Raw genomic sequence first — 20,054 nt, 5'->3', positions numbered from 1 at the left:
TTTAATCAATGCAGGGGTAGTCAGTCCCAGTCGGTTGGCTGTTTCTCGATAGGTCAACTCTGTTCTTGAATACAACTCTACCGCATCTAATTTAAATTGAACAGTATAATCCCTGTTCGTTGTCCGTCTCTGTAACCCTTCTTCACCAAACTCTTGATAAACTTTCACCCAATCACGTACTTGGCCGTAGCTTTTAATGCCATGTTTTTCAGCTAGAGAGGCATATCCGCCAAAACCTTTGATGTACTCCTTCACGACCATTCTTTTAAATTCAAAGCTATATTTAGCCATAAAAAATGACCTCCAAATGTTAGATTTTTGGTCTAACATTTGGGGGTCAGTATAACCACTTTTCTATATCACTGCTTTTTTCATTTTTATCCTCCTTGATCAAACAGCAGTTCAGTCACCACTTAAGGGTGAGGCGAGTCTTTCCTTTCAGCTGAACACGTTTTCGGCTTACTGTTTTTTATTGCATCCTTCCCCATTACGTTTGCTCATCCTCCGTTTTTAATCTCATTTTCTCTTGAACGGAATAAAGCAGCTGGTTAGTTACCCATCCAAGCTTGCTGCTGATATTAACTCAGCAACATACCCGGCTTCCGTATCGTCTTAAATCGATTCTTGTTTTCGAGTTGGCACGATAATCGTTTTGCATGCCAATCCAAACTGATTGCTGATCTTGAGTTAGCAAAATAGCAGTCTGACATTGCGGCGACCAATATAGTATAATAGCACCAAATCACAAACAGAAAAAGGTGCGACAGACTATCATGAATATTCGACTGATGATCCAAACAGACATTGAAAAAATCAATAATGCTTTTGCAGCTCAAGGCTGGGAGCGACGCGAAATCGTCTTGCAAAACTATTTTCTTGAACAAACCAATGGCGAAAGATTTGTATTCATTGCTGAAGAAACAAATGAAGTCCTAGGTTATGTAACTCTTCTGCCTCAAGCAAAAGAAGGCCCTTTCCGTGCAGCCGAATTGCCAGAGATCGCAGACTTTAATGTTTTTGAAAAGTACCAAAGACAAGGAGTCGGCCATCAATTACTTGCAGCAGCCGAAGAAAAAGCCAAAATATTTTCATCTGTTGTTACACTAGGCGTCGGACTCCATCCAGGATACGGCGCTGCTCAACGGCTGTACATCAAAAGCGGCTACCTTCCAGATGGATCAGGTATTTGGTTTGAAAACCAAAACCTAGCCATGGGCACACCTTGCCGTAACAACGATGACCTCGTGCTTTATTTGTCGAAAGAGTTATATTAATGAAAACAACTATTTGATGCTCGTTCAGCCGTCTATGATAGTATTTTTTCATTTTCTTATGTAAAAATGAAGCAACAGCTCTTTATGTGATTTTGGTATTTAAACCACATAAAGAGCTGTTGCTTGCGTCTTCTACTGTTTTTATCTCACCCTTATTTCTTTTGCAAGGGAAGAATTTCCGTTTTCACGAGGTCATCTAAGTCGTTCCGGACTGATTTCCAATACTTCAGCTTGCTGACGGGTTGATCTGTATTTTCTTTGTATTTATTGTAATCGCTGGTTGCTTTCAACTCAGCTTCGCCGTTTTGTTTTTCTCTATTTTCATTATAATTAAACACAACGAATTCTAGATTTTCTTCGTCAACATGCCATTTTTGCGCAAAATCTTCAATCAGTTCATAACTCGTAGACTGTTTCATATTTTCCAACAACACAGAAATATTTTGGTTTCGGTATCCTTCTGGGTCATCTTGAATGTTATGCCACAACTCTTTCATCAAGCCAGACAGCTTTTGATTGCTTTTGCCTAAATCATCAATATAACGATCAACTTCTGCGGCTGCCTTTTCATCTCTATTCGGGATTAATTCATATTCATCATTTCCAGATGGAACGAAAGATTGGATCAGTGTCAAGATGTATTCATAATTGATTTCTTCAGTTTTGATCGACTCTAATTCATACTCAATATCGATTTCAGGGTCTTCTCCTTTTCCCCCATCAATGCCGCTTGCGTCAATTTTAATAGCTTCTAGGGCATTCTTATATTTTCCTTGGAAACTTTCAATTTCTTCAAAATGAATCGGAAAAACACTTCCCAGTTGTTGTTCATCAAATTCACTGTAAACTTGTATAGAAGAAAAAGTTCTATCTAGTTTTTGATAAGCCTTAGCAAATTTTTTAAGCAGCGGTATATTATTCAAATCCACTTCATCTGGATCAGCTGTTATTTTTCTCAGCTCTTTTATTGCTTCAAGAAAAGCCTGCTTTGCTTCATTCCAAGTTGGTGCCAGTACTTCATTTTCACCGCCATTTGAATACAGCACTAAAGCTTCTTTTACCTTTTCTTCGAATGTCTTCGGTTTTTGGAAAGTAACGATTTGACCGTATTTCTTTGCTTTATCAAATAAGCGGTTGGTTCTAGAAAAAGCTTGAATCAAATCATGTGGTTTCATCGGTGGACGATCAATAAATAACGTTGAAAGACTAGGCGCATCAAAGCCGGTTAACAAGCGATTGACAACAATCACAATGTCCAACTGTTCTGAACGTGAAGCGTATCGTTCTTTTTTTCTGGCTAGTCGTTCATTGACGTTCCCATTATAAGCTCGAATCGTCTCCATGGTATAACTCGTGCCAAATGTTTCGTTGTAGTCTCTTAATACTTCTTTCATTTTTGTTTGATCGCCAATCGATGTTTCTTCATTTTCAGATATGGAATAGGTGATGGCTACTTTTGGAAAATCCGGTAACACTCTTTTAGTAGCTTCGCTGATCTGCAATTCCGTTTCGCCGGCTTTTACTTTTTTAAACAAATCATAATACCGGCGTGCTTTTGCAATCGAAGAAGTAGTTAAAATTGCCTCATACGTTTGACCAGAGCCTTTTTGGAATCCCAATTTTTTCCGCGATTTATTAACGATCGAATGAATAACTTGCAGCATGTGCCGTTCATCTTCATAAACGGTTTCCGGCAGCCATGCTTCTTTGTCCGGCAGTTCCATCGCATCTATGTCCAACTGTCCTTCCCTGCTTAAGGCAAGAATGGTTTGGTCTAATTCTTCTTCTGAAAGTGTGCTATTGTATTCGACTTGAAAACCAAGAACGGCTTTGTCATGAATCGCTTCTTTAACGGTATATTCATGCAGCCTTCTGCCATATTGCTGATTCGTCGTTCTCGGCAAATTCCCCATAGCTTGTTTCGCGTTTTCCGCAAAAATCGGTGTGCCTGTAAAGCCGTACCATAAAGAAAAGACAAAAAACTGCTCCAATTCTTGCCTCTTTTGCGAAGAAACAGCCCGGTGACATTCATCGACGACAAAAGCTACTTTCAACTGGGTCAATTTTTGATAGTTCTTTGTCTCCTCTTTTCCCCTATACCGTTTCATCACATAATTCAGCTTTTGAATCGTAGTCACGATCACTGTGCGATCAGGCGATAACAACTTTTTGATCAAATCTCTTACGTTATCGGTTTCGTCAATCTCAATGACATCATTTTCAGCATAAGACGTAAATGAAGAAGTTGTCTGCTGGTCCAAGTCTACCCGGTCAACGATAAAAATCGTTTTTTGAATAGACGAAATCTGCAATAAGTTTCTGGCTACTTTATAAGACGTCAATGTCTTTCCTGAACCGGTCGTATGCCAAACATACCCTGATTCTTGGCGTTTAGAAGCTTCTTTGACCGCTTCGATTGCATGAATCTGATAAGGCCGCAGCAAAATCAAAGACTTTCTCTCGCTGTCAAGAACTGTATACTGCGTCACCATTTTATGTGCTTGCGGAATCGATAAGACTTCACGTGCAAAAGTTAAATAATCATCTACCGGTTTATTTTCTTTATCTACCCAGCTTGTCAAAAACTGCTCATTCAGCTTTGTGTCCAATGCTGTTGCTATGTACCGTGTATCGGTACCATTTGTTATCACAAACATTTGCAAAGACGAATAAATACCGGTAAATTTTCCTTCTTTTAAGTATTTCTTAATTTGACGGAAAGCGTCCATATAGGGATGGTTACGATTCTTCAATTCAATGTGGATCATCGGTAAACCATTGATCAAAAGGGTGACATCAAACCGCCGATTCAAGTCCTCAAATGTTTTTTTTGAACTTTCAAACTGGTTGATCACTTCATAAGAAGATATCCCACCAGCCACATCTTGTCGATTCAATACACGCAAACGAATTGTACCTAATGACGCATCTTCCCGCTGCACTTGAACTTTCGCAACACCATTCTCTCCTGCCAGCCATTTTGCTGCTTCATAAAAGTTAACAAAATTCAGCTGGTTTTTGATTTGATGAAACTCTTGTTCCGTCAACGGCACACCATCTAATAGATCTTGATTATTATTTTCCAACTTTTCTCTAAAATTTGCCCACAAGTCTTCTTCTGTCCGCAGATCTTTACGATATGTCCACTGCGATACTCCGCTAACCAACTGTTTGATCAAGTTATTCTCTAAAGTCGCTTCTGGCGTACTTTTGACTGCCATTTCCCTCACCTCACTGAAAATTTGTTTCTATCTTTCGTTTTTATTCATTGTTTTATGTATAATTTGTAATCCATTACTTTAAGTATACCACGATAAGAAAATATTAAAACTTAACGATTGGGAACAGCGTAAGGCAAAAGAACTATTTATTCCTAAAGCCGAGAAAAATCAACCTGAACTGCCAGTCCTATCAGTTACACAAGATCATGGAGTCGTATATCGAGAGCAAGTGGGAATTGATATTAAGTATGATAAGGCAACTCTTAAAAATTATAAGGTTATTCACCAAGGCGATTTTGTAATCAGCTTACGATCTTTTCAGGGGGGATTTGAACTCTCTGACAAGCTTGGTATTACTAGCCCCGCATATACTATATTTGTTCCTAAAAGTATGGATAGTCAAGATAATTTATTTTGGAAAACTAAGTTTAAAACATTTACTTTTATTGAATCATTAAAAACAGTCACGTTTGGAATTAGAGATGGAAAATCTATAAGTTTTTCTGAATTTGGAGATTTGAAGTTATTTTTTCCAAAAAATATTGAAGAACAACAAAAAATCGGTAACTTCTTCAAACAACTCGACGACACGATCGCTCTTCATCAAAGACAGTTAGAGAATTACCAAAAGCTGAAAAAAGCGATGTTGCAAAAGATGTTTCCAGAAAATGGAGTAGAAATACCAAAAATAAGATTCAATAACTTTACTGAAAAATGGAAACAGCGAAAGTTGGGGGAGGTGTCTTCTAAAGTAACTAAAAAAAATAAAGATAGAAGATATGAGGAAACTTTGACTAACTCAGCGGAATTGGGAATAGTACCTCAAAGTAATTTCTTCGATAAAGAAATTTCTAATAAGAGCAATATTGATGGTTATTATATTGTACAACCAGATAATTTTGTCTATAATCCTCGAATTTCAAATTTTGCACCAGTTGGTCCTATAAAAAGAAATAACTTAGGTAGAGGTGGAGTTATGTCCCCCCTATACTATGTTTTTTCAACTAATCATATTGACAATAATTATTTAGAAAAATATTTTGATACAACACATTGGCATAGATTTATGAAATTAAATGGTGATTCTGGTGCACGAGCAGATAGATTTGCTATTAGAGACTCTATCTTCATCAAAATGCCGATTCCTTATCCTTCTATGAAAGAACAAGAAAAGATTGGTGAATTTCTTAAAACATTCGACTCTACTATCGCTCTTCATCAGAACAAGATAAAAGAAATGGAAAAGTTAAAGCAAGCTTGTTTATCAAAAATGTTTATTTAAAGATAGAAGTTTCCTAGAAAAAAGCTTGATAGAGTAAGTGAATTCTATTGAAAATTGCTTACATAAGCAAAAAACAATTAAACCTCCTACTATTAGCTTAGTGAGCCATCACTAAATAAATAGTAGGAGGTTTTATGATGTCTAAGAAATCAGAAGAGCTTTTTCATGAGTATTTTATAGAGTGGGTAGAGATGTACAAATATGGTGCAGTTCGTTCGATTACCTTGAGAAAGTATTATGTGACGCATAAGAAAATTGTAGAGTTAGCTCCTAAACTGGCATTAAGTGAGCTTAATCGAAGAAGTTACCAAAAGTTGTTGAATGACTATGCTCTGACTCATGAAAAACAGACTACCATGGATTTTCATCACCAATTAAAAGGAGCAATACTGGATGCGCTTGATGAAAAGCTGATCAGTCGTGATCCAACTAGAAAAGTTGTGATAAAAGGGAAGCAGCCTGGTAATAAAAAGCCAAAATTTTTAAATCAATTTGAACTTCACGCTCTCTTAAATCAATTGGAATTAACAGAAAAAGTCACTTGGGATTGGCTGATTTTGCTTATAGCAAAAACTGGATTGCGCTTTTCAGAGGCTTTAGCTATTACACCGGAAGATTTTGATTTTTCTCGCCAACTTCTTACCATAAGCAAAACTTGGAATTACAAGTCTGTTAATGGTGGTTTTCAACCAACTAAAAATCAATCTTCAAAAAGAAAAGTCCCAATCGATTGGCAAACTGTCATGCAATTTTCCCAACTTGTCAAAAAACTTCCTTCTAACAAACCCATTTTTATTAAAAGCAGAGTTTTTAATTCGACTGTTAATAGTTGCCTGTCAAAGCATTGCAAAAATGCAAGTATTCCTATCATTTCGATCCATGGATTAAGACATACTCACGCATCGCTGCTTTTATTCGCTGGTGTTTCAATAGCTAGTGTTGCCAGACGACTAGGACATTCAAACATGACAACGACACAGCAGACTTATTTGCACGTCATTCACGAGTTGGAAAACCAAGATAATGACAAAATTATGCGGCATTTAGCTACTTTATACTGACTCTTTTCGCTCATTCACAGCGAAAGTATTAAAAAAAGGCGATTTATTCGCCTTTTTATATGAACATTTTTTTCAAAAAATATTTTTTTGCTCTTTTCAATTCTTCTGCCTTTTTTTGATGAAGAGCGATAGTGTTATCTAAAGTATTAAAAAATTCCCCGATTTTAACTTGTTCTATTTTTTCGTTTGGAAAATCAAAAATCATTTGTTTAAACATACCTGTAGTAATCTGATTTATTGTAGCTCCTAAGTTCTTTGCAATCTCTTTTTCAAAAGTCTGAGTGCCCAATAGAGCATTTGCAAACTTAGGAACTTTATAAGTAATTCCTGTCATAAATGCTCCAATTACAGTGTTGGGCATTTCTTTTTTTATTTGAGCATGCTTACCAATTAAAGAACGAGAACCATTACGAACCACTACTGCAATGTCACCAACTTCAACGTTTTTAGAGTTTACAACAGAATTTTCGACATATACATTGTCTGCATCAACAATTTCTCCATTTTGTACGTTCGAGGAACGTAGTACTAAGCTTCCACTCTCACGGATATTACTAGGTGAATAAGTTAATCCAGAGAAAAATACAAACTCTTCTCCCAACTTACGCTGTTCCCATTTTTCAGTAAAACCACCGAATCTTATTTTTGGAATTTCCGATCCTTTTTCTGGAAATATTTCTTGCAACATCGCTTTTTTTAGCTTTTGATAGTTTTCTAACTGTCTTTGATGAAGGGCGATCGTATCATCTAGCTGCTTAAAGAAGGCACCGATTTTGCTTTGTTCTTCTTTATCCTGTGGCAGTGTAATAACCAAATCTTTTACTATTGAACTAGACAGATTGCCTTGACCGCCCTGAAGATAGGTGGAGATAATTGTATCTTTTTGCTTTCTTAGCCATTGAACAATCAAGTATGAATTATCATTTTTTGTCGGACGGATTGCTAAAATAGCTTGGTTAATGGCACCGTTAATCCTTGATATACTCACTTCACCGCTTGTTGCACCATATAATGCGTAGAGAATATCACCAACTTTAACCATCTTAGCCGATGAATTATTTAATCCATTTTCTGTAATAAACAATTCTGTTAATTCAGATGAAATTTCACCTGAGCGAATAAATGGAATATCGCCACCATAATACTCAGATTTTCCTGCTGTAGGAGTACCGCCAGAGAAAGATTCGGTAATATCTCCCAACTTACGCTGTTCCCAATCGTCAGTGAATCCTTTAAACCTTACTTCCGGTATGGTCTTATTCATTGGTTTCACCGCCTATTCCAAGAGCTTTCATGAATTGTTGCAGTTCTTTATCGGCTTCTTCGTTTGTTCCATGAAGCTCGTTAAATAAGCTGAATAGTTCTGTTTCGGCTTTTTGGATCTCTTTTTGCGTCTCTACCATTTCCATTGAAAGTTCGGTTAAAGAAATTTCTTCTTCTTCTTCAAAGGTATCGACATAACGGGGAATGTTTAGATTAAAGTCATTTTCTTTGATTTCTTCAAAATCGGCAACATGAGCATATTTTTCTACATCTTCCCGTTTGATATAAGTCTGCAAGATCTTTTCGATATGTTCTTCTTTTAGCAAATTCTGGTTTTTGGCTTTTTCGAATCCTGAAGAAGCATCAATAAACAAAACATCTTTTGATGAACGATTCTTTTTCAAAATAATAACGGTTGTTGGAATGGAGGTATTAAAGAAAATATTGGCCGGCAAACCGATGACCGTGTCAATTGCGCCGTTTTCCAGTAAAATTTTTCGAATTTTCCCTTCCGCATTTCCTCTAAACAGTACACCATGTGGCAAGACAATCGCCATTACACCCGTGTCTTTCAAATGATAGTACCCATGCAGTAAAAAGGCAAAGTCGGCTTTTGATTTTGGCGCTAATACACCATACATTGAAAAGCGTGGATCGTCTAAGAAGCCTTTTTCTGCTGACCATTTGGCTGAATATGGAGGGTTCATGAGCACACCGTCAAAGTTTGTCGGTTCTTCTGTCGGCCAATCTTGATCCAAAGTATCGCTGTTGTGCAAAAATTGGTTGCTCATATCTACCCCGTGCAAAATCATATTCATGCGTGCTAAATTATAAGTAGACGTATTTAATTCTTGACCAAAATAAAGAATGGTTCCTGGTTCATTTGAATACTTTTTTGCATTCAGCAATAAAGAACCAGAGCCCATGGTCGGGTCATAAACAGAAAAGCCTTTTTGATTTTCTTTACCATGCAAAACGATCCTAGTCATCAACTGCGAAACAGGCTGCGGCGTATAGAATTCCCCTGCTTTTTTTCCTGAATCAGAAGCAAACTGCCCAATCAGATATTCATAAGCATCACCCAGCGCATCTCCTTCATGCGCAAGTTCAAGTGTAGCCAATTCTTTCATGACATCGGATATCGTTTGGTTTTGTTTTTGCGGTGTACTGCCCAACTTCTTAGAATATAAGTCGACATCTTCAAATAAATTTTCAAAAATTTCATGAGATTGTTCAATATCGCGAAATCCTTGAGCCAAGTCTTCTAACTGGAAAGTTCCCTTATAGATGCGTTGGACTAATGCAGTGAATGTTAGGTTAGGTTCAAGTGTATAAGAAAAGTCATATTGCAGGTTCTCCAACAAATCATCTTTAATATCTAGGTCTTGATAAGCTTCGCTGTACACTTTTTGTGCTTCATTCAGATCAGAAACCTTTTCTTCTAATAAATCTGCTGCGTGGTACAGCATTTTGTCGGATAAGTATTTATAAAAAACCAAACCTAATAAATAACTTTTATACTCATTGGCATCCATTTTAGAACGCAAAATATCTGCCGAATTCCACAATGCTTGATAAAGTGTTTTAGAGTTTTTTTGAGCCATTTATTTTTCCTCTTTCTTTTTATGTAATGTTTTTTTCGCTTTAATAATCACTTTGTATAGTTAAAAGCGGCATTGCAACAAAAATTAATTTTTTTCAACTAAAAATACCTTTAAAAAAGACAATTATCTTTTAGACATCACTTCTATTATACTCTTTTTCTTCAGCAGAAAGAAAGGCAATTTTCCATAAAATATCTTCTATTCGTAAGTTCATATTCACTTAACTGCCTGATGGTAACTTATTGATGAAGATTGATTATAACGTGCTTATTTCAAAGCAGTACGGCCTTTACAAGGATTTAAAGAAAAGACAAAAAATTGTTTTTCTTAATTTTTTATGCTACAATAGTCTTGCGAAGTGATAAGATTTGTGTTGCACAACAACACAAAAGCCCAACCTACTGCGAATAGGATGGGCTTTTTTTATACACTCGTTGCGACTTCGAGCGTGCGGGTTAGAATGCAACTTGCTTTCAATCGTTGTCTTTGTCTTTCGCATCTAACCAATGCGAAAATAGTTCGATGACTAGACCTGCAAGAATAGGTGCAACGATCAGTGATAAGATTTGGTACAACACAACAACACCCCCTCTCAGGGCAAGTTGCCAACTAAAAGTATAGCATAAAGTCATCGTGATTTTTGATCATCTTTTATTGATAAAAGATGATTATGCCGAAAATGTTATTTGTTACATCGATGATAATAGGCATAGTATGTTTCGGCGGCGGCAGCAATTCCAAAGCTGTACCGTAATTTTCAGCATTGCTTTTTAGACAAGAAAACCTCTAAAACCCTTTTATATATAAGGAATTTAGAGGTTATTTTCTTACTCCCATTCCACAGTTGCGGGTGGCTTGCTCGTAATGTCGTACACGATGCGGTTGACGTGAGCGACTTCGTTGACGATGCGAACAGAGATTTTTTGCAATACATCCCAAGGAATGCGGGCAAAGTCAGCTGTCATGCCGTCGATTGAAGTAACGGCGCGGATGCCGACTGTGTAGTCGTAAGTGCGTCCATCTCCCATTACACCAACGCTTCTGATGCCAGGCAGAACAGTGAAGTATTGCCAAATGTCGCGGTCTAAGCCGGCATTTTTAATTTCTTCACGTAAGATGGCATCACTTTCGCGAACGATTTCTAGTTTTTCTTCGGTCACTTCGCCTAAGACGCGGATACCTAAACCAGGTCCTGGGAATGGTTGGCGCCATACTAAGCTTTCTGGCATACCCAATGCTGTTCCCAATTCACGAACTTCATCTTTGAATAACGTATTCAATGGTTCGATCAATTTAAATTGCATGTCTTCAGGAAGTCCGCCCACGTTATGGTGTGATTTAATGGTTTGCGCTGTGGCTGTTCCACTTTCGATCACGTCTGTGTATAGCGTTCCTTGAGCTAAGAAGTCGATACCTTTTAATTTGGTTGCTTCGTCGTCAAAGACATAAACAAATTCATTACCGATGATTTTACGTTTTTGTTCTGGGTCTGTTACGCCAGCTAGTTTGCTCATGAAGCGTTCTTGAGCGTCTACACGAATGATGTTCAAGCCGAATTTTCCTTCTAGACTTTCCATCACCATATCGCCTTCGTCTTTACGCAGCAAGCCATGGTCGACAAAAATACAAGTTAATTGGTCGCCGATCGCTTTTTGCAACAACACGCCGACAACGCTTGAATCGACACCGCCTGATAAACCAAGCAAGACTTTTTTATCCCCTACTGTTTCGCGGATTTTAGCAATTTCAGCTTCGATAAAGTCGCTGATGCTCCAGTTTCCTTCAAAACCGCAAACGTTAAAGGCAAAGTTGCGCAGCATATCGTTTCCATGAACAGAGTGACGTACTTCTGGATGGAATTGCACAGCATGGAAGTTCTTTTGTGCATTGAACATCGCTGCGATTGGACAATGGGCGCTTGTTGCACTCACTTCAAATCCTTCAGGAACTGCTGTGACTAAGTCGCCATGACTCATCAACACTGTTTCTTCTTCTTCTAAAGTCGTAAAGATCGGTGCAGTGCGGTCTTCAATGTGAATAGAGGCTGTACCATATTCACGCTTTTTACTTGGGCTAACCGTTCCGCCCATCATTTTTGTCATCAGTTGCATACCATAACAAATCCCTAAGATCGGAATACCCATTTCAAAAATCTCAGGATCAACTGAAAAAGAGCCTTCGTCATACACACTCATCGGACCGCCTGAAAAGATAATGCCTTTGACATTTAAATCTTTCAACTCAGCTGCCGTCGTCGTATGCGGAAGCAATTCAGAATAAACGCCGAATTCTCTTATGCGGCGTGTGATCAATTGGTTGTACTGACTTCCAAAGTCGAGTACGATCATTTTCTCTAACTGTTTAGTATCGGTTACTGATGCCAATTCATTCCACCTCATCTATTTTTTTATCAATCTTAACATGAAATCCATTTTTCTGCTGAGAATTTTAATAAGATGAGAAGCTTTTCATTCATTTACCGCTTCCATCTTCATGATTTGTTCAGCAAATTTTTCTCTTTCGCTTCAAAAACAAGCCATCAATATTTCTTCAGACATAGCTGATCGATCAAGTGCCCGTGAGTTTTATGGATGATCAAGTCTGCACGTTTGCGTGTCGGCATGATGTACTCTTTCAAATTTTTGAAATTGATTTCTTTCCAAATGTTGTGTGCATAAGCAAAGGCATCTTCTCGATCTCCTTGTGCCAGCTGATAATAATAATTCTGCGGCTTAGTGAAAGCCGTATCCAGTAGCATGCCAAAGCGTTCTAAATACCACTTTTTGATCAGTTCAGGTTCAGCGTCCACGTAAATAGAAAAGTCAAAATAATCGCTAATATAGATTTGTTCATTCAACGGAGACTGCAACACATTGATCCCTTCTACGATCAAAATGTCTGGCTGATGCAGGATATATTGTTCTCCTTCGACGATGTCATAGATTTCATGAGAATAAACCGGAGAAGGCACTTCTGTTTCGCCTGTCTTGATTTTCCCCAAAAAAGACATCAATTCTTTCATGTCATAACTTTCAGGAAATCCTTTACGGTTCATGAGTCCTTTCTTTTTCAACTCTTTATTAGGATATAAAAAGCCGTCTGTGGTGATCATGTCTACTTCCTGATCAGGAAAAACTTGTGAAAGCATGTTGGCCAACAGCCGCGCGATCGTACTTTTTCCTACTGCGACACTTCCAGCGACGCCAATGACAAATGGCCGCTCAATACTCGGAATTTCCAAGTAAAGGTCTTTGTTGCTTTGCAACCGTTCATACTCTTTGATAAAAATATCTAGTAACTGGATCAGCGGAACATAAACTTCTTTGACATCTTCCAGCGAAGTCGGGTCGTTCAATCCCCTTAAAGTTTGCAATTCTTCTGACGTCATACTGATATTGGTATGATCGTTCAGTGCATTCCAGTCTTCTCTTTTAAAAATGTGATGCGTCCGTGACATGTTCATTCTTCACTTGAGCCTCCAATTGTAACGTTCCGGATTATTGTACCAAAAAAGGCGCGCCTTTTATAGCTCTATTCCCCGCTCTCTAGAAAATTCCGCTTTTTTTCTTTAAAAAATCTTTAAGACTTTTAACGAAGCTTTACTACTTCCCACTTTTATTCTATTGTAGAATGAAATACAATAGATGAGGAACGTTTTTTTATCATTTGTTTAAATAGTGTCTGATTGGTTCATTCACGCAAAGGAACAGAATCACTGCAAATCCGCAGTTAGTTTTTTAGCAAATGAATCTAAATGCTTACAGTGGCGCATTTTCACTTTATTAGATCATGCTTTATCGCACACTCAAGGACAGTTGAGCTCTCGAGTATAGGATAAGCGACTCTTTATCGCACACTCAAGGACAGTTGAGCTCTCGAGTATAGGATAAGCGACTCTTTATCGCACACTCAAAGTCGGTTGAGCTCTCGAGTGTTGGATAAACGAGCCATTATCGCACTCTCAAAGACAGTTAAGCTCTCGAGTATAGGATAAACGAGCCTTTATCGCAAACTCAAAGACAGTTAAGCTCTCGAGTGTAGGATAAACGACTCTTTATCGCACACTCAAAGACAGTTAAGCTCTCGAGTATAGGATAAACGAGCCTTTATCGCATACTCAAAGACAGTTAAGCTCTCGAGTATAGGATAACAAACTTTTATCACCCGAGTACCATCAGCAAAAAACGGATATGCAGTTATTATATTCCTAAACTAATAAAGGATAAAAAACTAAATATGAAAAATTTTATCTGCTTTTCAACGAAGGTTGTTGGTTGATCGGAAAAGCAGGTATACAGATACGTTAAATAAAAGGAGGCTTTCTTTTGGAGGAGAAAAAGCAATTGATCGAGATTTGGGGAGATGTAGTGGAATTAAGCGATTTGGTTCGCTCCATTCTGATTTCTGCTGCGACAACGATGGGCGCTTATTTTTTGGCTCCTGGTCAAAGTACGACGCAGCAGCTTTTTTTTGGTCTAGCTGGTGCGCTGATGGGCTTTATGATCTCAGTGGTCATCACTAAGCCAAAACGCCACGTTACTTACAGTCAGGAAACTGATCAAAACATCGACCAAGGAGAAAACTAATGGACTTTATCTTATTGATGCAAATGGTTTTGGCGGCTTTATCCGCTGTACTTTTATACACCTTTATCGGTTTTATTCCAGGCACAGACGAAACATCCGTTTTGATGCCGATCTCTTTGGCCTTGATTCTTTCAGGAACACAGCCAATCATCGTTTTAACCTTTTTTGTAGCTGCGATGGTCACGTTAAACTTGACGAATCTGATGCCGACTGCATTGGTTGGATTGCCTGGCGGTGTGTTGTCGGCTCCGATGATCAACCATGCGATTCATTTGAAAAATCGCGGCTTGTCTTCTTTGGTAATTAAAAAAATGGCTGCTGGTGCTTTGATCGGAACGTTGATCTCGATTCCAGTCTCTCTGCTGTTGGCAAACTTGTTGACACCATTTGCCGCTGTGATCCAGCCTTATGCGCCTTATTTATTTGTGATCGGCGCTATTTTTCTGTCATTGATCGGACGTTATAAAATTTTATCGCTTTTAAGCATTTTGCCGTTAGCGGTCTTGTTTCAAGGATTGCGCTACTTATATTGGGGAACAGGCGTTGTAGCAGAGGGAACGAATGTGACCACTTCTTTCTTTTTGGGCATTACCATCGGCCCGCTGATCGTTTCGCTGTTTTCTCTTTTAAATAAAGAAAAAAGAGCTGCGCAGCTGACAACGCGTTACAAACAAATTGCGATTCCAAGCAATCTAGACCAAACAAAAACGTTGAACCCATTTAAATTATTGTCTCGCAAAGAAAGACGCGCCGCTTCATTATCGGCACTGTTGTCAACGGTCTTTTTCGTCTTAAGTCCAGTTGGTCTGATCTTACTGTTTGGTGAAACCATCGCTAAACGAATTCCAGATCCCGATGAAAAAGCAACGACTACTATTACAGCCATGAGTGCTTTGGCGCAATCAACATATATTTCAGGGATCATCATTCCTTTGATTGCTTTAGGGATTCCATTATCGCCTACTGCTATTGGACCAGGCAGTGCTTTATTCAATGCACCGCCCGTTTTTACAGTAGAGCACAATTTATTTCATATTTTGACTTCCGGCGAAAAAATAGCGGCCATTCTATTAGGCAGTTTATTGGCGGCAGCCATCAGCTATCTCTTCATCAATCGATATGCCAGCAAATTCACGAAATTCATTTTAGAAAGAGTCCCGCATGAAGCTATTTTGAGCTTGTTTATCTCTTTTATTTTACTGCTGGCTTATCAAGATGCCGGCCTCATCAATATCTTTGGCGTTTTATTGATTGGGATCACTTGTGGTACACTAAACCAGTTGGGTGTCAACTACGGCGTACAATTTATGACTCTGTATGCTGCACCGTTTTTGATTGAACAACTGGCCAAACTATAAAGAAGGTAGTTGTTTTCTATCATTTGATTGAATAACTAGCCAAATGATGAAAAAGGTAGCTGTTTTCTACCTTTATGATTGAACACGCGAATAAAAAGGAGCACGTTATGACAACAATGAGTAAAAAAGGAAAAGGCACAGCTACTGGGAAAATCATCCTGATGGGAGAGCATGCCGTTGTGCATGGCGAACCTTCTATCGCTATCCCTTTTCCTGAAGCAGCCGTCGAAGCCGTCGTTTGCCCGCTTGATGGTCCAGCTGAATTAGATTGCTACTACCATCAAGGTGCGATGAGCGATGCACCGATCACTGTGGCCAACTTGATCACAACGATCGAAACCACTTTAAAACGACTGGATCAACCGCTGAAAAATTTTAAATTAACGATTCAAAGTACGGTTCCGCCTGAAAGAGGGATGGGCTCTAGTGCAGCAGTGGCTGTCGCGATCGTCCGTGCCTTGCACGATTATTTTGACCGTGCCTTGACGACTGAAGATCTGTTGGAACTGGTCGGCGTTTCTGAAAAGATCGCGCACGGCAACCCTAGTGGATTGGATGCCATCATGACCAGCAGCCGTACGCCGATCTATTACATCAAAGGCCAGCCATTTATCCCCTTCCCTTTGAAGATCCGCGCTTATTTGATCGTAGCGGATACGGGTGTGATGGGTGAAACAAAAGAAGCTGTGGGTGATGTGATGCAGCTATTGAAACAAGAGCCTGAAAAAACGCAAGATGCGCTTCATCGTTTAGGCAATTTGGCCAAACAAGCTAAAACAGCCATCGAAGCTGATCAGCCTGAAAACCTGGGTCAGCAAATGAATGAAGCCCAGCAGCTTTTAAAAGAGCTGACAGTCAGCAGTGAACGGCTAGACACTTTTGTCGCAGCTGCTTTAGCTTCCGGCGCATTAGGTGCTAAGCTGACAGGCGGCGGTCGCGGCGGTTGTATGATTGCTTTGGCTACAGAAAAAGAAACAGCTGAGCAAATCGAACAAGCATTGATCGAAGCTGGGGCTGCAAACACATGGATCTATAAAATGGGAGATGAAGAAATTGGGTAAAGAAAGAAAAGTACGCGCCTATACCAACATTGCGTTGATCAAATATTGGGGAAAGAAAGACGAAACACTATTTTTACCCATGAACAGCAGTCTTTCATTAACACTCGATTCCTTTTATACAGAGACAGCTGTCCGGTTCGATGGCTCGCTTGAGCGAGACGAGTTTTGGCTGAATGATGTCCAGCAAGAGGAAAAAGCTGTCCAAAAAATCAGCCGTGTGCTGGATCTCTTTCGCGAAACAGCGGGGATCACTGAACCGGCATATGTGACTAGCACCAACTTTGTCCCAACAGCTGCTGGATTGGCCTCTTCAGCTTCGGGGTTGGCTGCTTTAGCCGGCGCAGCTAATTTGGCAAGCGGGTTGCATTTGGACAAACGCACCCTTTCTACTTACGCACGTCGCGGATCTGGTTCTGCTACAAGAAGTATTTATGGTGGTTTCGTTGAATGGCAAATGGGTACGAACAACGATGATTCTTACGCCGTCAAAATCGATGATGCAGACTGGGACATTGGAATGGTCACTGTGATTGTCAACAGTAAAGAAAAAGCCGTCTCCAGTCGAGCAGGGATGAAAAATACTGTTTTGACCTCTCCTTTCTATCCTAGCTGGCTCGAAAGTACGGCTAAGGATCTAACCGAGATCAAGTCTGCGATCCGCGAACAGGATTTCCAAAAACTAGGCGAGATCACTGAAAGCAACGGGATGAAAATGCATGCCACGGTGTTGGGTGCCACCCCGCCGTTTTCTTATTGGGAACCAGACAGTATCGTCGCCATGCACATGGTACGAGAACTCAGACAGCAAGGGATCCCTTGTTACTTCACCATGGATGCTGGTCCGAACGTCAAAGTACTCTGCCGTTTATCAGATAGTCAAAAAATCCAATCTTATTTAACAACTTACTTCTCACCAGAAAAAGTGATTATTTCTGGTCCTGGAAAAGATATTGAAGACATAACAAATGAAGGTGTTTATCATGATTAAAGTTTCTGCTCCCGGAAAATTATATATTGCTGGCGAATATGCGGTTGTTGAGCCTGGTCATCCAGCCATCTTAGTCGCGATCGACCAGTTTATCACCGTCTCGCTTGAAAAAACGGAAAAAGTCGGCAGCATCACATCTAAACAATATGGCAATTTGCCGATCACTTGGAAAAGAGAAAATGACCGTCTTGTCTTAGATAAACGCGAAAATCCTTTCCATTATATTTTGGCAGCGATCGAAGTAACGGAAAAATTTGTCAAAGAATCTGGCAAACCGTTATCCTTTTACCATTTGTCTGTCGACAGTGAATTAGACAGCTCCAGCGGAAAAAAATACGGTTTAGGCTCCAGTGCTGCTGTCACTGTGGCGACAGTCAAAGCTTTGCTGCGCTACTATGGTTTGGAACATACCTCATCCGTCGCAGTCTTTAAATTGGCTGCTTTGGCTCATTTGTCTGTCAAAAGCAACGGTTCTTGCGGTGATATCGCAGCGAGTGTCTATGGCGGCTGGCTGGCTTTTTCTACATTTGACCGCGAATGGGTACTGGAAAAACAAGAACAGGCTTCTGTAACCGAACTTTTGAAAATGGATTGGCCTCATTTGAATATCGAACCGATGACACCGCCTGAAGACTTGCGCCTTGTCATCGGTTGGACTGGCTCCCCTGCTTCCACTTCTCATTTGGTTGATGAAGTGACTAGCAACCGCAGTCATGATGAACAATCTTATGCAGTTTTTTTAGAAGCCAGCAAAGCTTGTGTCTCTGAAATGATCCAAGCTTTTAAAGAAGGTGATATTCCTGTGATCCAGCAAAAGATCCGCGAAAATCGTCAACTGCTGAAAAAAATGAGCCAACGAACAGGCGTCGTGATCGAGACACCTGCTTTGAGCAACTTATGTGAACTGGCTGAACAATATTGTGGTGCTGCAAAATCATCCGGTGCTGGCGGTGGGGACTGCGGGATCGTCCTCTTTAATACGAAAGACGGCATTCTCTCTTTGATCACGGAATGGGAAAAAAATGACATTACCAACCTCCCTCTTCACGTTTATCGCAAAGATGAGGCCGGCGTTTAACCAAAAACGAACATCCTATATCGTACTTACTGACCTATCGAAAAAAGGATGACGAGAACATTTGAAAGGAATCCGACATGAAACCAGCTACTAATCGTAAAAATGAACATGTTTCTTTAGCAGAGCATTTTTATCAAGCGGACAATGATTCCAGCTTTGCTGATCTGCAATTTGTCCATCATTCTTTTTCTGAGATGCAGACAAACGAAACCAACTTGGCGACTTCATTTGCCGGCTTGGTGATGTCTTTTCCCTTCTATATCAACGCGATGAGCGGCGGCAGCAAATGGACGAAACAAGTCAACGAAAAGCTGGCGACCGTTGCCAGAGAAACGGGTTTGGCGATGGCGACGGGTTCAGTCAGTGCCGCTTTAAAAGATCCGACTGTTTCTGATAGTTTTACCATTGTGCGAGAAGCCAATCCAAATGGGCTCGTCTTTGCTAATCTAGGCGCTGGCCAAACGGTGGAAAATGCTAAGCGTGCCGTAGACCTTTTGCAGGCAGACGCTTTGCAGATCCATTTGAACACCCCTCAAGAAATCGTGATGCCTGAAGGAGACCGCGACTTTTCCAACTGGTTGTCTGAGATCGGGCAAATCGTTCAACAGATGGATGTGCCAGTCATCGTGAAAGAAGTCGGTTTTGGGATGAGCCGCGAAACGCTCCAACTTTTGCGATCGATCGGCGTAAAAACAGTCGATATCAGCGGCAAAGGTGGAACGAATTTTGCTCAAATCGAAAACTACCGTCGCAAAGATTACAAGTTAGACCTTTTAGAAGATTGGGGCCAAACAACAGCGGTGTCGCTTTTAGAAGCACAGCCTTATACGTCTGAGCTGGAAATCCTTTCTTCGGGCGGCATCCGCACTCCTTTGGATGTTGTTAAGTCATTGGCTTTGGGCGCTAAAGCAGTTGGACTTTCCGGGCATATCCTGCACCTTGTTTTGAAAGAAGGCGTAGACGACACGATTCAAACGATCGAACATTGGAAAGAACAACTCGTTAGTATCTTTACTTTGCTCGGCTGCCGCGTCTCGACAGATTTGCAGCAAACGGATGTTGTGGTCACCGGCCAAACAAAAGACTGGTGCGAGGCTCGTCAGATCGACTATCAAGCTTTGGCAAAACGCTCCGCTAAAAACAACCACTAAAGATGTAAGAAGCTGAATCCCTTCAGCTTCTTTTTTTTGCAAACAATCAATACTGCTCCTCTACATAAATGAATAGAGGCTATATGATGCTTCAGCAGGTATTATGCGGGGCTTATTGACAAACTCA

16 protein-coding genes are annotated in these 20,054 nt (G+C 39.9%); 9 read left to right on the top strand and 7 right to left on the bottom strand.

What is annotated here, in order from left to right; genetic code table 11:
* Positions 1-291 (bottom strand): helix-turn-helix domain-containing protein (locus BM057_RS02090; protein ID WP_177186152.1); only part of this gene is annotated, 291 nt, incomplete at its 3' end.
* 482 nt (positions 292-773) lie between these two features.
* Between BM057_RS02090 and BM057_RS02085 the strand changes: the two genes are divergently transcribed.
* Entirely contained in the window at positions 774-1,274 is a 501-nt protein-coding gene (locus BM057_RS02085) for a GNAT family N-acetyltransferase (RefSeq protein ID WP_092091176.1), read from the top strand.
* A gap of 152 nt (positions 1,275-1,426) precedes the next feature.
* On the opposite strand, the gene BM057_RS02080 is transcribed toward BM057_RS02085, so the two are convergent.
* Positions 1,427-4,495: a type I restriction endonuclease subunit R gene (locus tag BM057_RS02080; RefSeq protein ID WP_092091174.1), complete on the bottom strand. Its 3,069-nt coding sequence runs from the start codon at positions 4,493-4,495 to the stop codon at positions 1,427-1,429.
* Positions 4,496-4,595: 100 nt separating this feature from the next.
* Here BM057_RS02080 and BM057_RS02075 point away from each other — a divergent pair, with 100 nt between their 5' ends.
* Both BM057_RS02075 and BM057_RS02070 read left to right on the top strand, forming a co-directional pair.
* The gene (locus BM057_RS02075; protein WP_092091172.1) at positions 4,596-5,777 is read left to right on the top strand and encodes a restriction endonuclease subunit S; all 1,182 of its coding nucleotides are present in this window, start codon (positions 4,596-4,598) and stop codon (positions 5,775-5,777) included.
* Positions 5,778-5,911: 134 nt separating this feature from the next.
* Complete coding sequence (locus BM057_RS02070; protein WP_092091170.1) at positions 5,912-6,838, top strand: site-specific integrase; 927 nt, start codon at positions 5,912-5,914, stop codon at positions 6,836-6,838.
* Positions 6,839-6,893: 55 nt separating this feature from the next.
* Here the strand turns inward: BM057_RS02070 and BM057_RS02065 are convergent, their stop codons facing one another.
* The 5 genes from BM057_RS02065 to coaA form a co-directional block, all read right to left on the bottom strand.
* Positions 6,894-8,102 (bottom strand): restriction endonuclease subunit S, encoded by a 1,209-nt coding sequence (locus tag BM057_RS02065; RefSeq protein ID WP_092091167.1) that lies wholly within the window; start codon positions 8,100-8,102, stop codon positions 6,894-6,896.
* Positions 8,095-9,705 carry a type I restriction-modification system subunit M gene (locus BM057_RS02060; RefSeq protein ID WP_092091165.1) on the bottom strand — a complete coding sequence of 537 codons (1,611 nt, stop codon included), beginning with the start codon at positions 9,703-9,705 and terminating at the stop codon, positions 8,095-8,097. The genes BM057_RS02065 and BM057_RS02060 overlap by 8 nt, the downstream gene beginning before the upstream one ends.
* 473 nt (positions 9,706-10,178) lie before the next feature.
* On the bottom strand, positions 10,179-10,283 hold the full coding sequence (locus tag BM057_RS11615) for a type I toxin-antitoxin system Fst family toxin (protein ID WP_245741772.1): 105 nt from the start codon (positions 10,281-10,283) through the stop codon (positions 10,179-10,181).
* A 249-nt stretch (positions 10,284-10,532) separates the two neighbouring features.
* The gene (gene guaA, locus BM057_RS02055; RefSeq protein ID WP_425439009.1) at positions 10,533-12,053 is read right to left on the bottom strand and encodes a glutamine-hydrolyzing GMP synthase; all 1,521 of its coding nucleotides are present in this window, start codon (positions 12,051-12,053) and stop codon (positions 10,533-10,535) included.
* Positions 12,054-12,244: 191 nt separating this feature from the next.
* On the bottom strand, positions 12,245-13,168 hold the full coding sequence (gene coaA / locus BM057_RS02050) for a type I pantothenate kinase (RefSeq protein ID WP_092091161.1): 924 nt from the start codon (positions 13,166-13,168) through the stop codon (positions 12,245-12,247).
* An 862-nt stretch (positions 13,169-14,030) separates the two neighbouring features.
* On the opposite strand from coaA, the gene BM057_RS02045 reads away from it, so the two are divergent.
* The 6 genes from BM057_RS02045 to fni all read left to right on the top strand — a co-directional run bounded on the left by BM057_RS02045 (position 14,031) and on the right by fni (position 19,927).
* On the top strand, positions 14,031-14,291 hold the full coding sequence (locus BM057_RS02045; RefSeq protein ID WP_092091159.1) for a hypothetical protein: 261 nt from the start codon (positions 14,031-14,033) through the stop codon (positions 14,289-14,291).
* Positions 14,291-15,649 carry a tripartite tricarboxylate transporter permease gene (locus BM057_RS02040; protein WP_092091157.1) on the top strand — a complete coding sequence of 453 codons (1,359 nt, stop codon included), beginning with the start codon at positions 14,291-14,293 and terminating at the stop codon, positions 15,647-15,649. The genes BM057_RS02045 and BM057_RS02040 overlap by 1 nt, the downstream gene beginning before the upstream one ends.
* Positions 15,650-15,765: 116 nt before the next feature.
* On the top strand, positions 15,766-16,710 hold the full coding sequence (gene mvk, locus BM057_RS02035; RefSeq protein WP_177186153.1) for a mevalonate kinase: 945 nt from the start codon (positions 15,766-15,768) through the stop codon (positions 16,708-16,710).
* The gene (gene mvaD / locus BM057_RS02030; protein ID WP_092091153.1) at positions 16,694-17,698 is read left to right on the top strand and encodes a diphosphomevalonate decarboxylase; all 1,005 of its coding nucleotides are present in this window, start codon (positions 16,694-16,696) and stop codon (positions 17,696-17,698) included. Before mvk ends, mvaD begins: the two co-directional genes overlap by 17 nt.
* Positions 17,691-18,776, top strand: coding sequence for a phosphomevalonate kinase (locus tag BM057_RS02025; protein ID WP_092091151.1), 1,086 nt, complete (start codon positions 17,691-17,693; stop codon positions 18,774-18,776). Before mvaD ends, BM057_RS02025 begins: the two co-directional genes overlap by 8 nt.
* A 77-nt stretch (positions 18,777-18,853) precedes the next feature.
* Positions 18,854-19,927, top strand: coding sequence for a type 2 isopentenyl-diphosphate Delta-isomerase (gene fni, locus BM057_RS02020; RefSeq protein WP_092091149.1), 1,074 nt, complete (start codon positions 18,854-18,856; stop codon positions 19,925-19,927).
* The last annotated feature ends 127 nt before the right edge of the window (positions 19,928-20,054 follow it).

The sequence above is a fragment of the Pisciglobus halotolerans genome, from assembly GCF_900113675.1.
GTDB lineage: Bacteria > Bacillota > Bacilli > Lactobacillales > Carnobacteriaceae > Pisciglobus > Pisciglobus halotolerans.
Note: the sequence above shows the minus strand (reverse complement) of the source record. Positions and strands in the feature narration are given on the sequence as shown.

Coding starts and splice junctions, on each gene's coding strand:
- BM057_RS02085 (WP_092091176.1), top strand. CDS start 774: ATGAATATTCGACTGATGATCCAAACAGACATTGAAAAAATCAATAAT.
- BM057_RS02080 (WP_092091174.1), bottom strand. CDS start 4,495: ATGGCAGTCAAAAGTACGCCAGAAGCGACTTTAGAGAATAACTTGATC.
- BM057_RS02070 (WP_092091170.1), top strand. CDS start 5,912: ATGATGTCTAAGAAATCAGAAGAGCTTTTTCATGAGTATTTTATAGAG.
- BM057_RS02065 (WP_092091167.1), bottom strand. CDS start 8,102: ATGAATAAGACCATACCGGAAGTAAGGTTTAAAGGATTCACTGACGAT.
- BM057_RS02060 (WP_092091165.1), bottom strand. CDS start 9,705: ATGGCTCAAAAAAACTCTAAAACACTTTATCAAGCATTGTGGAATTCG.
- guaA (WP_425439009.1), bottom strand. CDS start 12,053: ATGATCGTACTCGACTTTGGAAGTCAGTACAACCAATTGATCACACGC.
- coaA (WP_092091161.1), bottom strand. CDS start 13,168: ATGAACATGTCACGGACGCATCACATTTTTAAAAGAGAAGACTGGAAT.
- BM057_RS02040 (WP_092091157.1), top strand. CDS start 14,291: ATGGACTTTATCTTATTGATGCAAATGGTTTTGGCGGCTTTATCCGCT.
- mvk (WP_177186153.1), top strand. CDS start 15,766: ATGAGTAAAAAAGGAAAAGGCACAGCTACTGGGAAAATCATCCTGATG.
- mvaD (WP_092091153.1), top strand. CDS start 16,694: ATGAAGAAATTGGGTAAAGAAAGAAAAGTACGCGCCTATACCAACATT.
- BM057_RS02025 (WP_092091151.1), top strand. CDS start 17,691: ATGATTAAAGTTTCTGCTCCCGGAAAATTATATATTGCTGGCGAATAT.
- fni (WP_092091149.1), top strand. CDS start 18,854: ATGAAACCAGCTACTAATCGTAAAAATGAACATGTTTCTTTAGCAGAG.